12 protein-coding genes are annotated in these 14,634 nt (G+C 66.7%); 7 read left to right on the top strand and 5 right to left on the bottom strand.

Features of this window, described 5'->3' with window-relative positions; translation table 11 throughout:
- Positions 1-8 precede the first annotated feature (8 nt).
- The 7 genes from FBX97_RS01625 to FBX97_RS01595 all read left to right on the top strand — a co-directional run bounded on the left by FBX97_RS01625 (position 9) and on the right by FBX97_RS01595 (position 8,797).
- Positions 9-1,019, top strand: a complete 1,011-nt coding sequence (locus tag FBX97_RS01625) for an SIS domain-containing protein (protein ID WP_185748528.1) — start codon at positions 9-11, stop codon at positions 1,017-1,019.
- Positions 1,020-2,498 carry a glycoside hydrolase family 3 protein gene (locus FBX97_RS01620; protein ID WP_141828510.1) on the top strand — a complete coding sequence of 493 codons (1,479 nt, stop codon included), beginning with the start codon at positions 1,020-1,022 and terminating at the stop codon, positions 2,496-2,498.
- Positions 2,499-2,658: 160 nt separating this feature from the next.
- On the top strand, positions 2,659-3,978 hold the full coding sequence (locus tag FBX97_RS01615) for a hypothetical protein (protein WP_141828509.1): 1,320 nt from the start codon (positions 2,659-2,661) through the stop codon (positions 3,976-3,978).
- 144 nt (positions 3,979-4,122) lie between these two features.
- Positions 4,123-5,190: a flavodoxin family protein gene (locus FBX97_RS01610; protein ID WP_141828508.1), complete on the top strand. Its 1,068-nt coding sequence runs from the start codon at positions 4,123-4,125 to the stop codon at positions 5,188-5,190.
- A gap of 33 nt (positions 5,191-5,223) precedes the next feature.
- On the top strand, positions 5,224-6,210 hold the full coding sequence (locus FBX97_RS01605; protein ID WP_141828507.1) for an alpha/beta hydrolase fold domain-containing protein: 987 nt from the start codon (positions 5,224-5,226) through the stop codon (positions 6,208-6,210).
- A 13-nt stretch (positions 6,211-6,223) separates the two neighbouring features.
- A complete protein-coding gene (locus FBX97_RS01600) occupies positions 6,224-6,487 on the top strand; it encodes a hypothetical protein (protein WP_185748439.1) in 264 nt (87 codons plus the stop codon).
- Between the two features lie 99 nt (positions 6,488-6,586).
- On the top strand, positions 6,587-8,797 hold the full coding sequence (locus tag FBX97_RS01595; RefSeq protein WP_185748438.1) for an alpha-glucosidase: 2,211 nt from the start codon (positions 6,587-6,589) through the stop codon (positions 8,795-8,797).
- A gap of 6 nt (positions 8,798-8,803) precedes the next feature.
- Here the strand turns inward: FBX97_RS01595 and FBX97_RS01590 are convergent, their stop codons facing one another.
- The 5 genes from FBX97_RS01590 to FBX97_RS01570 form a co-directional block, all read right to left on the bottom strand.
- The gene (locus FBX97_RS01590; protein WP_255517247.1) at positions 8,804-9,586 is read right to left on the bottom strand and encodes an SDR family oxidoreductase; all 783 of its coding nucleotides are present in this window, start codon (positions 9,584-9,586) and stop codon (positions 8,804-8,806) included.
- A gap of 192 nt (positions 9,587-9,778) precedes the next feature.
- On the bottom strand, positions 9,779-12,505 hold the full coding sequence (locus FBX97_RS01585) for a pitrilysin family protein (protein WP_141828504.1): 2,727 nt from the start codon (positions 12,503-12,505) through the stop codon (positions 9,779-9,781).
- 108 nt (positions 12,506-12,613) lie between these two features.
- Positions 12,614-13,063 carry a CBS domain-containing protein gene (locus FBX97_RS01580; RefSeq protein ID WP_141828503.1) on the bottom strand — a complete coding sequence of 150 codons (450 nt, stop codon included), beginning with the start codon at positions 13,061-13,063 and terminating at the stop codon, positions 12,614-12,616.
- A gap of 85 nt (positions 13,064-13,148) precedes the next feature.
- On the bottom strand, positions 13,149-13,493 hold the full coding sequence (locus FBX97_RS01575) for a DUF3579 domain-containing protein (RefSeq protein WP_141828502.1): 345 nt from the start codon (positions 13,491-13,493) through the stop codon (positions 13,149-13,151).
- Positions 13,494-13,613: 120 nt separating this feature from the next.
- A complete protein-coding gene (locus FBX97_RS01570) occupies positions 13,614-14,573 on the bottom strand; it encodes a CobD/CbiB family protein (RefSeq protein ID WP_141828501.1) in 960 nt (319 codons plus the stop codon).
- Positions 14,574-14,634: the final 61 nt, after the last annotated feature.

Raw genomic sequence — 14,634 nt, 5'->3', positions numbered from 1 at the left:
GGTCGCTGATGCTCCAAGAGGCCCTTTCCGCCGCCGACTGCGTGGCCCGGCAACTGGCCGGCGACGGCGAACGCTACGCCGCGCTCGGCCGCCACCTGCGCGAAGCCCGCATCCACAATGCGGTGACCGTGGCGCGCGGCAGTTCCGACCACGCCTCGGCCTATATCGGCTACCTGGTGATGGCGCGCCTAGGCAAGCTGGTGACCTCGCTGCCGATGTCGCTGCTGACGCTGTACAACGCGCCGCTGCAGGCGCAGGACCTGGTGGCGCTGTCGGTGTCGCAGTCGGGCCAGAGTCCGGACGTGGTCGAGCCGATGCGCTACTTCCGTGCCGGCGGCGCCACCACCATCGCGCTGGTCAACGAGATCGAGTCGCCGCTGGCCCAGGCCGCCGAATGGGCGCTGCCGCTGGGCGCCGGCAAGGAAACCAGCGTGGCCGCCACCAAGAGCTTCATCGCCAGCCTTACCGCGGGCGCGCGCCTGGTCGCCGAGTGGCAGCAGGATGGCGAACTCCAGGCCGCCCTGCAGGCGCTGCCGGATGCCCTGCGCCAGGCCGCGCAGGCCGACTGGTCGGCCGCGATCGAGGTGCTGGCCCCGGCCCGCAACATCATGGTGGTCGGGCGCGGCATCGGTTATCCGATCGCCCAGGAAGCCGCGCTGAAATTCAAGGAAACCTCGGCGCTGCAGGCCGAAGCCTTTTCCGGCGCCGAGATCAAGCACGGTCCGATGGCGCTGATCGACGACGGCTACCCGCTGCTGATCTTCGCCACCCGCGGCCCGGCCCAGGCCGGGCTGGTGGCGCTGGCCGACGAGATGCGCGGGCGCGGCGCGTGCGTGCTGCTGGCCGCCCCGGCCGACGTGCCGGGACGCGACCTCGAACTGCCTACGGCGCCGCACCCCGACCTCGACCCGATCGTCGCGATCCAGGCCTTCTACGTGATGGCGGCCCACCTCGCCAAGGCGCGCGGCCTCGATCCGGACCGGCCGCGCCACCTGAGCAAAGTCACCAGGACCAGCTAAATGGACGAACTCAGGCAACTCGCCGGCCGGCTGATCATGGTCCGCCTGTCCGGCACCGAACTGGACGACGACACCGGCGCCTTCCTGCGCACCAACCGCATCCGCGCGGCCTGCCTGTTCCGCCAGAACATGACGGACGGTGCCCAGCTGACGCGCTTCACCGGCGCGCTGCGCGAGGCCTTCGGCGCCGGGGCGCTGATCGCGCTCGACCAGGAAGGCGGCGCCGTGGTGCGCGCGCTGTGGGTACCGCCGCCGCCGGCCGCGATGGGACTCGGCGCCACCGGCGACAGCGGACTCGCACGCGAGGTGGGCGCGGCCGTGGCGCGCGCCGTGAAGTCGATGGGTTTCAACTGGAACTTCGCGCCGGTGCTGGACCTGAACAACAATCCGCTGAACCCGGTCATCGCCGAACGCTCCTTCGGCGCCGACCCGGAACGCGCCACCGAACTGGCGCTGGCCTGGATGGCCGGCAGCGAGTCCGAGGGCGTAGCCTGCTGCGTCAAGCACTTCCCCGGCCACGGCGACACCCACGTCGATTCGCACCGCGACCTGCCGACGGTCGACAAGTCGCTGGCGGAACTGGAGCGCTTCGAGTTCGCCCCGTTCCGCCGTGCCGCGCCGCACGCGCCGGCGATGATGACCGCCCACATCGTCTACCCGGCGCTGGACCCGGTGCTGCCGGCGACGATGTCGCGTCCCATCCTCACCGGCCTGCTGCGCGAACGCATGGATTACCGCGGCGTGATCATCACCGACGGCATGGACATGCACGCGATCGCGCTGCGCTACGAAGCCGGCGACGCCGCCGTGAACGCGCTGCTGGCCGGCGCCGACATGGTGATGGCGCTCGGCAGCCGCGCGACGCAGGAAGCGACGCTGGACGCGATCGCGGCAGCCATCGCCGACGGCCGCCTGGCGCGCGCCGAGGTCGAGGCCAAGCTGGCGCGCCTGGACCGGCTGGCCGGGCTGCACCCGGCCGGCGCCGTTCCCTACCCGACCGAGGAAGCGGACCGCGCGCTGATGGCCGAGGCCTGGCGCCGCGGCCTGTCGGCGCGCGGCAATCCGCAGCGCCCGGCGCCGGGCAGCCGGCTGCGCCTGGTGGCGCGCCAGGACGTGGTCAGCGACGGCGTGTCCGAAGCCGGCGTGCCGGCCGAACGCATCGCGGCCTCGCTCGCCACCCTGTACGACGTCGACCTGGTCACCTTTGCCAACGCCGACGCCTTCGACTGGGACAGCCTGCCGCGCGACGGCCGCTTCACGGTGCTGGCCTCGACCTCGCGCCGGCGCTACGGCCCGCACCCGTGCGCGACCTGGAAGCCGGACCTGCACCTGGCGCTGTGGAATCCCTACCAGGCGCTCGACATCGACGCGCCGGCCCTGATGACCTACGGCTTCGCGGCACCGGCGCTGGAAGCGGTGAATGCCTGGCTGCGCGGCGAGATCGAGGCGACCGGCCGCTGCCCGGTGCCGGGCTTCTGAGCCGCCGCGCGGGCCGGTAAATCATTGTAACGACGGCACCCGGCCCAGCCCGGGTGCTGCACAATTGTGCCCAAGCTGCCCCCGACCTGTACTTTGTGGGACAATGCACGCTTTGTGCGAATTGGCAAATTCACCATTGTTCATTAAAGAAGGATTATTCATGTCCCAGTTCCGTTTTGCCCGTCTTGCCCTGATGCTGGCCGCCATCGGCCTGAATGCCGCCCCGGCCCTGATGCACAGCGCCTCCGCGCAAGACAAGAACGCGCCGGCCGCCGCCGCGCAGCCGCCGGCGGATTCGGTCCGTCCGGAATTGTTCAAGCTGCTCGATCCGGCCCAGATCAAGCCGTTGATGGACGCCAAGAATTACGCCGAAGTCAAGAACCGCATCACCCAGGCCGAAGCCGTGCAGAACCGCACGCCGTACGAGAACTACGTCCTGAACCGCATGAAGCTGTCGCTGGCCTCGGCCAGCAACGACGACCAGTCCGCCATGCAGGCGCTGGAAGCCATCATCGCGTCGGGCAAGCTGCAGGGCGCCGAACAGGCCAACTTCATCCAGGCGCTGGGCGGCTACTACTACAACGCCAAGAACTACCCGAAAGCGATCGAGTGGTATACCCGCTTCCAGAAGGAAAGCCCGACCCAGTCGGCCGCCGTCAACTCGGCCCTGCTGCGCTCCTACTACCTGAGCGGCGACTACGCGACCTCGGTCAAGTTGCAGCGCCCGGTGCTGGACGCCGCCATCAGCGCCGGCAAGGCGCCGTCGGCCGAAGACCTGCGCCTGTACGCCTCGGCCGCCAACAAGGTCAAGGATGATGCTGCCTACCTGTACGGCCTGGAACAGCTGGCCGCCTACTACCCGAGCGACGATTACTGGACCGACCTGATCAACCGCGGCGTGCTGCGCCGCCCGGGCTTCAACCAGGAAGGCTACATCACCGACGCACTGCGCCTCGAGTTCGCCGCCGTCAAGAAGATGGATGCGTCCGAGTACAGCGACCTGGCCGAACTGGCCCTGAAGGACGGCTTCCCGACCGAAGCCAAGAAGGTCGTGGATGCCGGCTTCGCTGCCGGCGTGCTGGGCACCGGCGCGAATGCCGCCCAACACCGCCAGCTGCGCGACCGCGCCACCAAGGGTGCCGCCGACGACGCCAAGAACATCGCCACCGGCGAAGCGTCGGCCGCCAAGTCGAAGAACGGCGCCGGCCTGGTCAACCTGGGCTGGGCTTATGTCACCATGGACCAGTTCGACAAGGGCATTGGCTTCATCGAGCAGGGTATCGCCAAGGGCGGCCTGAAGTCGCCTGACGAAGCCAAGCTGCGCCTGGGCATGGCCTACGCACGCGCCGGCAAGAAAGACCAGGCGATCAAGACCTTCGAGACCGTCAAGGGCAACGGCGGCGCAGCCGACCTGGCCAAGTACTGGATCCTGCTGGTGAACCACCCGAACACCGGTACCGCGACCGCTTCGGCGCAGTAAGGCTTCTGTTTGTCTAAAAAAGCGGTACGGGCTGCGCGCCCGTACCGCTTTTTTGTTTAATTGTCACTTTCTTCGTTAGGTGGCGTACCGGCCGGACAGGATTCCCAATCCATAATCTTGTGGAATCGATCTCGAAAGGCCTCCATGACCACCGTCCGCAAGGGCCAGGCGCCCGCAAAACTGAACCGCGACGAATTCCACCTGCGCTTCATGCGCAAGTTCTACGATCCGGCCTTCGAAGCCGTCAGCAAGGAACTGGCATCCGTGGAAGACATCGCCTGGAAGAATTACATCGACTCGCACAAGGCGCCGGTCACGGTCAAGGCCGGACCCGGCTTCGCCGATCCCGACTACGACCTCTCGGTCGAATGGAAGGAAGCGCACGACCGCCTGCTGGCCGCCGAAGCGAGACAAAAGGATCCGGCCACGCGCAGCCGCGTGCTGGTGATCAACGCGTCCGCCCGCAACGACGGCAGCTGCCCGAGTGAAATCTCGAAATCCTGGCGCCTGAGCAAGATGTGCGAAGACGTACTGCACGGCGAAAACATCGAGACCGACCTGCTCGACCTGTCGCTGCTGACCTCGGACTACGAGCGCCGCATCCATCCATGCAAGGCTTGCGTGTCGACCGCGATGCCGCTGTGCCACTGGCCATGCAGCTGCTACCCGAACCACTCGCTCGACCAGGACAACGACTGGATGAACGAGATCTACGAGCGCTGGGTATCGGCGCACGCGGTCATCATCATCACCCCGACCTATTGGTACCAGACACCGGCCGTGCTGAAGCTGATGATCGACCGCCTGGTGTGCGCCGACGGCGGCAACCCGGATCCGAGTTCGACCCACGGCAAGGAAGCCGAGGAAGCCAAGGCGCTGGAACAGGACTGGGATTATCCGAAGCACCTGGCCGGCCGCGCCTACGGCCTGGTGGTGCACGGCGACGTCGCCGGCATCGAATCGACGCGCCGTTCGCTGTCGGACTGGCTGGACTGGATGGGCTTCATCGATGCCGGCCCGACCGCCCTGCTCGACCGCTACGTCGGCTACTACGAATCGTATGCGGACAGCCACGAAACGCTGGACAAGGACACCGCCTTCCAGGAAGAAGTGCGCAACGTGGCGCGCTCGGTGGCGTCCACGGTCAAGCTGATCCGCTCGGGCAAGCTGGTGCAGCCGGACCGCAAGCTGAGCAAGCCGCGGCCGAAATGAGGCCGCCGGCAATCCGCTGAACGCAACGTGCGCATGGACAACCTCGCCTTCGACGACGCTACCCTGGAGGAAGTGCGCGGCTTCAACCGCAAGCTGGACCGCATGCCGCGCTTCGGCATGCAGTACCGCCCGCTGGCGCGTCCGCTGCAGCTGCTGATGCGCCTGTCGCAGGCCGGGGCCGATCGCCGCCTGGCGCGCGCCGGCATCCATGCCGAAGAGCGGCGCGTGTCGGCCGGAGGGGTGCGCGTGCGCATCCTGCGTCCAGCCGGCGGCAAGGTGCGCGCGCTGGTGCTCGACATCCACGGCGGCGGCTGGGTGTTCGGCAACGCGCGCATGAACGACAGGCTGAACGCAGCGATGATCAAGGCCTGCGACGTGGCCGTGGTCTCGGTCAATTACCGCCTGGCCCTAGATACGCCGCTGCAGGGTCTGATGGACGATTGCCTGGCCGCCGCCCGCTGGCTGCTCGAGGATGGCCTGCCCGAGTACGCCGGCCTGCCGCTGTTCGTGGTCGGCGAATCGGCCGGCGGGCACCTGGCGGCGGCGACGCTGCTGCGCCTGCAGGCCTGGCCGGCGCTGGCGCGGCGGATCGTCGGCGCGGTGCTGTACTACGGCGTCTACGACTTCAGCGGCACCCCGAGCGTGCGCCGGGCCGGCCCCGACACGCTGGTATTGGACGGCCCCGGCCTGCTGCCCTCGCTGCACGCGCTGACGCCCGGCCTGGATGAGGTTGGAAGGCAGCAGGCGCCGCTGTCTCCCCTGTACGGCGCGCTGCAAGGCATGCCGCCGGCGATCCTGTTTGCCTGCCAGCGCGATCCATTGCACGACGATACGATTACAATGGCGGCGCGCTGGCGTGCGGCCATCGGTGACGATGGCGCCGAACTGCACCTGCTGCCCGAAGCGCCGCACGGGATCATCCATTTCCCGCTGCGGATGGCGCAGCTGGTCACGGCACGCAGCCACGCCTGGATCCGCGCGCGCATCGATGCCGCGCAGGATGCAGCCCTTTTCTATTGATCGCGAAGAAGCAATGAACTACCTGACATACGAAGCCTACCTCGACGAAGTCACCACCCTGCTCACCGAGCTCTACGACCTCGACGACGATGCGGCCATCAAGCTGGTCATGGACGCCCAGGAAGCCGAGTATTTCTCGCCGCACGACGACCATGAGGAAATGCGGACGCTGGAGCGGGCGAAGGAGGATGCGGTGGCCCTGTACCAGGCCAAGCAGAACCGTAACCAGACGCAGCACAAGCAGCAGCTGCGGGTGAAGGGAAAAAAGCGTACCTGAGCAGGCTATCTGATTCATCTCAACACCCTGCTGACACCCTCCCCTAATTTGGACTGACATGCAAGCTGCATGTCAGTCCGAAGGCAAAAGGGGGGTGCAATGCAACGCCGCCATTTCCTCACCCTTGGCGCGGGCGGCCTGGCCGCGGCTTCGCTGCCGCCCCGCCTGCCGGCGCAAGCGCCGTCCGCCGTCTACCCGGCCGGCGACTTCGTCCTCGCCCGCACCGCGAACGGCCTGCAGGTAAGCCACCGCGATGCGCCCGGGCGGGTCATCTGGGAGACTGTCGCGGACGGCAATTTCCTGGCGGCCGAAGTCGCCACGGCCCGCATCCGGGACGTCGGCACGCCGCAAGGCACATTCAGCATCGAGGACAGCGTATCGGCCACGTTCGCCCATCCCGCCATCGACCGCATCGCCGGCGACGGCACCGCGGTGGTGGTCAGCGGGCGCCTCGCCGGGGACGGTGGCGCCATCGGCTACCGGCTGCGCTTCGAAGCCGTGTCGGCCACCCACTTGCGCTTCGATGTCACGGTCGACGCGGCGGCAGTGAACCGGATCCGCCTGGAGGTCGGCTCGGCCGCCGACGAGGCGGTCTTCGGCTTCGGCCAGCAACTGACCTACTTCAACCAGAAAGGCTATCTGCTGCCGATCCTGGTGCAGGAGCATGGCGTCGGACGCGGCCAGCCCGGGCTGACGGAACTGGTCGACCTACTGGCCAACCGGGGCGGCGGCACGCCCTTCTCGACCGAGGCGCCGGCGCCGCATTACCTGTCGAGCCGCCTGCGTTCGCTGTTCCTGGAAAACACCGAATACAGCACCTTCGACCTGCGCCAGCCGGATCGCATCGCCATCAAGGCCTGGTCTGCCGCCATGCGCGGGCGCATCCTGTACGGCCGCACGCCGCTCGACCTGGTCGAAGCCTTCACCGACTACGCCGGCCGCATGCGTGTCCTGCCCGACTGGATCCACCAGGGCCTGGTCATCGGCACCCAAGGCGGTACCGAGGCGGTCCGGCGCAAGCTGGAGGCGGCCAACGGCGCCGGGATTCCCGTGGCGGCGCTCTGGCTGCAGGATTGGTCGGGCGTGCGCGTGACCCCGAGCGGGCGCCAGCTCTGGTGGAACTGGCGGCTCGACGACAACTACTACCCCGGCTGGCAGCAGCTGGTGGCCGACCTGCAGCGCCAGGGCGCACGCATGCTGGTGTATATCAATCCTTTCCTGTCGATCGAGCCCGGCCATGACAGCCTGTACCGGGAGGCGCTGGCCGCCGGTTATCTGGTGCGCAATGCCGACGGCAGCCCCTTCCTCAACAGGAATACCAGCTTTTCGGCAGCGCTTGTCGACCTCAGCAACCCGGCGGCGCGCGAGTGGATCAAGTCCGTCATGAAGACCGAGCTGATCGGCAAGGCCGGGGCATCGGGCTGGATGCACGACTTCGGCGAAGCCCTGCCTTTCGACGGCCGCCTGCATGGCGGGGCCGATCCGGCCGCCTGGCACAACCGCTATCCGCAGGAATGGGCGAGCGTGGCGCGCGAAGCCACCGAGGAAGCCGGACGCGGCGACGATATCGTGTTTTTCGACCGTTCCGGCTTTACCCGCAGTCCGGGCGTGGCAACCCTGTTCTGGCTGGGCGACCAGATCCAGGACTGGAGCGAATTCGACGGGATCAAGACGGCGGTGGTGGGCATGCTGTCGGGCGGCGTGTCCGGTGCCAGCCTGGTCCACAGCGACATCGGCGGCTACAGCGCCTTCAAGCTGGACCTGGCCGGCCGCGCGATCCCGCTGATTGCGCGCACGCCGGAACTGCAGATGCGCTGGACCGAACTGGCAGCGTTCACGGCCGTGCTGCGCACCCACGAGGGGCTGGTGCCCGCCATCTCGGCCCAGTTCGACGGCAGCCCGGCACTGCTCGCGCACATGGCGCGCTTTGCCCGGGTGTACCGGGGCCTGGCGGCCTACCGCAAGCGCCACGTGGCCGAGGCGGCGGCGCGCGGCTACCCGCTGGCACGCCATCTGTTCCTGCACTATCCCGAAGACAGGACGACCTGGACGCTGCGTTACCAATACCTGCTGGGGCCCGACCTGATGGTGGCCCCGGTGCTCGACAAGGGCGCGGCGTCGGTGGAGGTGTATTTCCCGCAGGGCAGCGCGTGGTCCGAGCTCTGGAGCGGTGCCGATGCCGGCGTGGCGGGGCAATGGGCGACCTGGGCGGCGCCGCTGGGACGGCCGGCGGTATTCCTGCGCAAGGGCGCGCCGTCCGCGGGCCTGATCCTAGACGGCCTGCGCGGCACCGGCGTACTCGAGCGCTGAGGCGCCTTACATCGCCGTCAAACCACCATCGACCGCCAGCTGGTGCCCGGTCACGAACGACGCCTGGTCCGAACACAGCCACAGCGCGGCACTCGCCACCTCGGCCGGATCGGCGATGCGGCCCATCGGGTGCGCCGCCTTGATTTTCTTGTCACGCCCCGGCTCGCGCTCGAGCATGCGCGCCAGCATCGGCGTCTTGACCGCGCCCGGGCACAGGCTGTTGACGCGCACCTCCGACTTGGCGTACTCGACGGCGGCAGTCCTGGTCAGGCCGATCACCGCATGCTTGGAGGCGGCGTACAGGGCGTGGTTGGGGACCGCCACCAGGCCGCCGGCGTCGGCGATGTTCAGGATCACGCCGCCGCCTTCCTGCTTCAGCATCTGGCGCAGCTCGCTGCGCATACACAGCCAGACACCCTTGACGTTGACGTTCATGATGCGGTCGAACTGGGCATCCTCGCCGTCGGCCAGCGGCAGATGTTCCTCTTCGATGGCGGCGCCGTTGACGGCGACGTCGACGCGGCCGTAGTGCGCTACCGCCTTGTCGATCAGGGCGTCGACTTCCGTTGCAGCCGTTACATTTGTTTTCACAAACAAGGCCTTGCCGCCGGCTTCGACGATGAGTGCCGCCGTCATGTGGCCGCCGTCGACCGCGGTATCGGCGATCACGACGCAGGCACCGGCGCGCCCGAATGCCAGCGCCATCGCGCGGCCGATGCCGCTGGCGGCGCCCGTTACCAGCACAACCTTGCCGGCGTAAGAAATCCCGCTCGGGGGTTGTTTGGTCATGCCCTTCATGATGCTCCCTTTACAATATCCAAGTGCAATGTTTGCTTCCCGTGTGCAATACTTCCCACAGGCAACATCATAGCGCTGGATCGGGCAATGACCAAGCATCTCGTCAGTTTCGGCGGTTCCCGAACGGCCGAGTGTTGCAATCGCGGCTCACTCAGGGCGCAGCTACGGCCCAGCCGGGCTTATTCAGTGCTTTGCGCCGGCCTTGGATTGATCGCCTGCCATCACTACCGACAGCTTCGATGGATCCAGGGCCTTGCGGAAGGCCGCGTTCAGCTGCGGCAGCGTGACCGCCATCAGGCGCCGCTCGAATTCCGCCGACCATTCGAAGGTCCGGCCGCGGTACAGGTACGAGGTCCAGCCGGCCGCCAGTGCCCCGTCTTCGGCCCGGGTCTGGATACGCTGCTGCATCAGCCCCGACTTGGCGCCTGCCAGCTCCGCATTGGTGAAGCCATCCTTGACGGCGCGCGCCAGTTCCTCGCGCACGGCGACGTCGACCTTGGCCAGGTTCTGCGGAGCGGCGATGGCGCTGACCGCGAACATGCCGGCGCGGTCGAGGTCGCCCGCGACCAGCTGGGTGCCGCCGCCGTAGGACAAGCCCTCTTTCTGGCGGATGCGGTCCATCAGGCGCGACTTGAGCCCGCCGCCACCGCCGAAGATATAGTCGGCCAGCATCAGCGCCGGATAATCCGGATCCTCGACGTTCAGGTCCAGGTTCATGCGCGCCGTATAGAAGCCGTTTTCCTTGTCCGGGGTGTTCAGCGTCTGGTGGATGGGTGCGATGTCGGCATGCTTGCGCAGCACCGGCGCCACGTGCATCGGCGCTTTCCAGGCGCCGAACAATTGATCGACCAGCGGGGTGATGGTCTGCGGATCGAAATCGCCGACGATCGCCATCTCGGCCGGCACGGTGCCGTAGAAGTCGCGGTGGAAGGCCTTCAGGTCGTCCAGCTTGGCGGCCCTGATGTCGGCCACGTCTTCGTCGAGCGTCGTTTCGTGGCGGATATCGCCCTTCGGATAAATGTCAAAATGCTCGTTCAGCGCGCGCGAGGCCACGTTCTGCGGTTCGCTGCGGCTGGCGTCGAGCGACACCAGTGACTGCCGGCGCAATTGCTCGAACTCGGCCGCCGGGAAGCTCGGCTCGCGCAGCACGTGGGCCACCAGCTTCAGCGCTTCCGGCAGGTTCTCGCGGGTGGTCTGGAAATGGGTCGGGCCGCCGGCGATCTTGAGCTTGTCGAAGGCATCGGCCAGCTGCACGCGGTCATACTGGGTGGTGCCGCGGGTCAGCATGGCGGCGGTCAAACCAGGGATGGCGCCCTTGCCGAACAAATTCTGCTCGTCGCCGAAGTGCTGGCTGAGGTCGACGGTGACGGTCTGGCCGCGGTTCTTCTTCGGCAGCAATGCCAGCTTGACCCCGCCCGCGGTAGTCAGGGTCGTGCGCTTCATGATGTTGGCCTGGGTCGGCTCGAAGTCCTCGGCGGTCAGGGTCGACGCCTGCGGCTTGAAATCCTTGAGCAGGCTGGCGACGCTGGGCGCCGGCGGAATCACGGCGCGCTGCGGATTGTCGTCGGGGATGAAGCTGCCGGTCACGCGGTTGTCGCGCTTGAAGTAGCGTCCGGCCGCGGCCGCCACCTGCTCGGCGGTGATGGTCGGCACGCGGTCGCGTCCGACGAAGAACAGGCGCCAGTCGCCCAGCGCGATCACTTCCGACAGCGCCACGCCGACCTGCTGCGGATCGTTCAGGCTGCGCTCGATCTCGTTCAGGTAGCCGCGCCGGGTGCGTTCCATCTCTTCCGGCGTCGGCGGATGTTTGGTGAAGTCCTCGATCGCCTGGGTCAGCGCCTGGCGCACCGGCTCGAGCGGCTCGCCCTTCTTGACCACCGCGCCGAAGTATTGCAGGCCCGGCGCGTAGCCGGTCTGCGGGAAGGCGAACACCTGGCTCGCCTTGCCGCTCTCGACCAGCAGCTTGTGCAGGCGGCCGCTGGGGGCCTCGCCGAGGATGGTACTGGCAAAGTTCAGCACGTCGCTGTCGTCGTGCAGGCCGGACGGGATCTTGTAGCCGACCGCGACCATCTGCACGTCGCCCTGGCGCCGCACCTCGAAGCTGCGCTCGCCGTCCTGGGTCGGCTCGACAGTCCAGAATTCCGGCAGCGTGCGCTTGGGTTTCGGGATCGCGCCGAACAGGCGGTTGATCGACAGGAGGGTCTGCGCGGGATCGAACTTGCCCGCCACCAGCAGCACGGCATTGTCCGGCTGATAATAGGTACGGTAGAAATTCTGCAGGTTGGCGATCTTGACGTTTTCGATGTCGCTCTTGTTGCCGATGGTCGAGCGGCCGTAGGAGTGCCAGTCGTAGGCGATGTTCTGCATGCGCTTCATCAGCACGGCGCCGGGGGAATTCTCGCCGTTTTCGTACTCGTTGCGCACCACCGTCATCTCGGAATCGAGATCCTTCTTGGCGATGTTCGAGTGGGTCATGCGGTCGGCTTCCATCTGCAGCGCCCACTGCAGGTTGTCGTTCGAGGCCTGGAATACCTCGTAGTAATTGGTGCGGTCGAGCGAGGTGGTGCCGTTGAACTGCATGCCGCGGTCGGCGAACTGGGCGGTAATGTCCGGGTGCTTCGGGCTGCCCTTGAACATCAGGTGCTCGAGCAGGTGGGCCATGCCGGTTTCGCCATAGTTCTCGTGGCGCGAGCCGACCAGGTAAGTCACGTTGACGGTGACGGTCGGGCGCGAGGAATCGGGGAACAGCAGGACTTTCAGGCCGTTCGGGAGCCGGTATTCGGTGATGCCTTCGACCGAGGGTCCCTGGACGACGCCCTTCGGCAGATCGAGTGCCCAGGCCGGGCCGTTCGCAACAAAAGAGAGGCCCACCAGGGCCAGTGACGCAGCGAGGCCGCGTGGAGAAAACATCGAGCGCATTTTGTTCCGTCTGTAAGTTGTCCGGCGCCGCCACGGGCATGGCAGGCGTTCAGGATGGTAACAGACGGTGACTTAGGGCAGGCTTACCGTGCTGGACGCTTATTGACGTGCTCTACGCTCGTGCTGCTGCTGGTAGGGACTGATGCGCGACAGCTCTTCCATTTCCTCGGCCAGGAAGGCCAGCAGGTCGTCGGCGCTGACGATGCCGGCCAGGTTGCCGTTCTCGGTGACCACCGGCACGCGGCGGATGCCGCGCAGGCGCATGTGTTCGATGGTCAGGTAGGGATCGTCGTGTTCGCCGGCGGTGAGCAGGTCGTCGCTCATGATGTCGCCGACTTCGAGCCCGACCGGATCGAGGCCGAGAGCAATGACGGAGACCACGATATCGCGGTCGGTAATGATGCCGACCGGGGTGCGTTCGCCGTCGGGATCGTCGACCACGACGACGTCGCCGACATGGTGCTTGCGCATCAGCAGCGCCGCACCCTGCACGCTTTCGTAGCGGCCGCAACAGACCGCATCGGCGGTGCACAATGTCCTGACTTCCATGACCGTCCCCTCCTCGCGCAAGCTATCAGGCTAACCCGCGAAGGGTATCCAGCTTTGATGGCAATCAAAGCTGTCCGGGGAACAATCAGGTTTTCTTTTCTTCGGGGGGCGGTACGTAGCAGGCTTCGGCGAGCTGCAGGTCGTTGTCCTTGGCAAAGTTCACCACGAAGTGGTAAGCCAGCGGCTCGACGCTCTTGAGGGCATTGTTGACCACGACGGCCTTGACGCCGTTGACGACGGTCGGGTAGACGTAAGGCGAGAATTGCAGGTGGGCATTGCGTCCGCCACTGCCGGGCGGGCGAAAACACGACATCACGCCGCACAGGCGTTCGGCCCAATCACTCGGACGGAACTGCCGGCCCTTGCTTGTCACGCCGAGAATGAAGAACTCGTCGGCGCGTTCTTTCCCGTTTTGCGGTAAATCGGCCATAGTGCAGCTTACTGAAACATGAAGCGTGGATAAGAACAACGCCGGTATTATATCTTATAGAAGACTTGCCGACGAGTCCCCTCCGCCGAAGCGGGCAGCGGCCCGCGTTCGGCTGACTCGTCAACCCAGCAGGACGGCACCCGACAGCAGCAGCAGGAGCAGCATCCATAATAACAGTGCGCGCCAGACCAGGCCTACCGTGCTCTGGAGCGAACGCACGTTCGGCTCTTCGCCAGGCAACACGTCGGCCTCGCTGTCGGACAGGTCGACGGTGGCCGCATCCGGCGTCACCACGCGCGCCGCCGTCTCGAGCGGCGTTCCCAGGCGTACGCCCATGGCGCCGCCGCCGGCAGCCAGGATGATGCCGCGCGACTCGTCCGCCCAGCGGTGGGCGAAGTTGCGCCAGGCATAGATGGCGTCCTCGAAGTTGCCGACCACGGCAAAGGCGATCGCGGTCAGGCGCACCGGGATCCAGTCGATCCAGTAAAACGCGCGCGCGGCGAATTCGCCGAAGGCCTCGTTGCGCATATGGTCGGGCTCGTTCCAGGCGCGCGCCAGATATTCGGACACCCGGTACATGACGGCACAGGCCGGGCCGAGGGGCATCAGGAACCAGAAGAACACGCCGAACACGTTGCGGTGCGTCGTGATCAGGGATTTTTCGACGGCCAGGCGCGCGATCTCCGTGCTGTCCATGGCGGTGGTATCGACCCGTGCCCATTCGGCCAGCAGAGTACGCGCAGTGGCGTCGTCGCCCGCGTTCAGGGCGAACTGGATCGTGGTGAAATAATGACTGTAGTGACGGAAGCCGAGCGTCAGGTAGACGATCAGCACGTTCCAGGCAAAGGCCGCGAACACCCAGTTATAGTGCAACAAGACCCAGTACACGATCACGGTCGGCAGCATCAGGCCGCCGATCACCAGGAACCAGCCCAGTCGCCCGTGGCTCACCTGGCCGGCATTGAACCAGCCTTCGATGCGCATGGCAAAGCGCTTGATCTCGGCGTAGATCTGGTTATCCGCGCGCAGGGGCTTCAGCTGCTCGATGAGCAGCGCGCACAGGATGGAAAAAAATGTCATGCACGGGTCCTTGGTATTTGTTGCCAGACTTCATCTGCCGCTACGATAGCGCAGAGGACCG

The sequence above is a fragment of the Herbaspirillum sp. SJZ107 genome, assembly GCF_006715485.1.
Taxonomy (GTDB): Bacteria; Pseudomonadota; Gammaproteobacteria; order Burkholderiales; family Burkholderiaceae_D; genus Telluria.
This window is presented reverse-complemented; position numbering and strand designations above follow the sequence as displayed.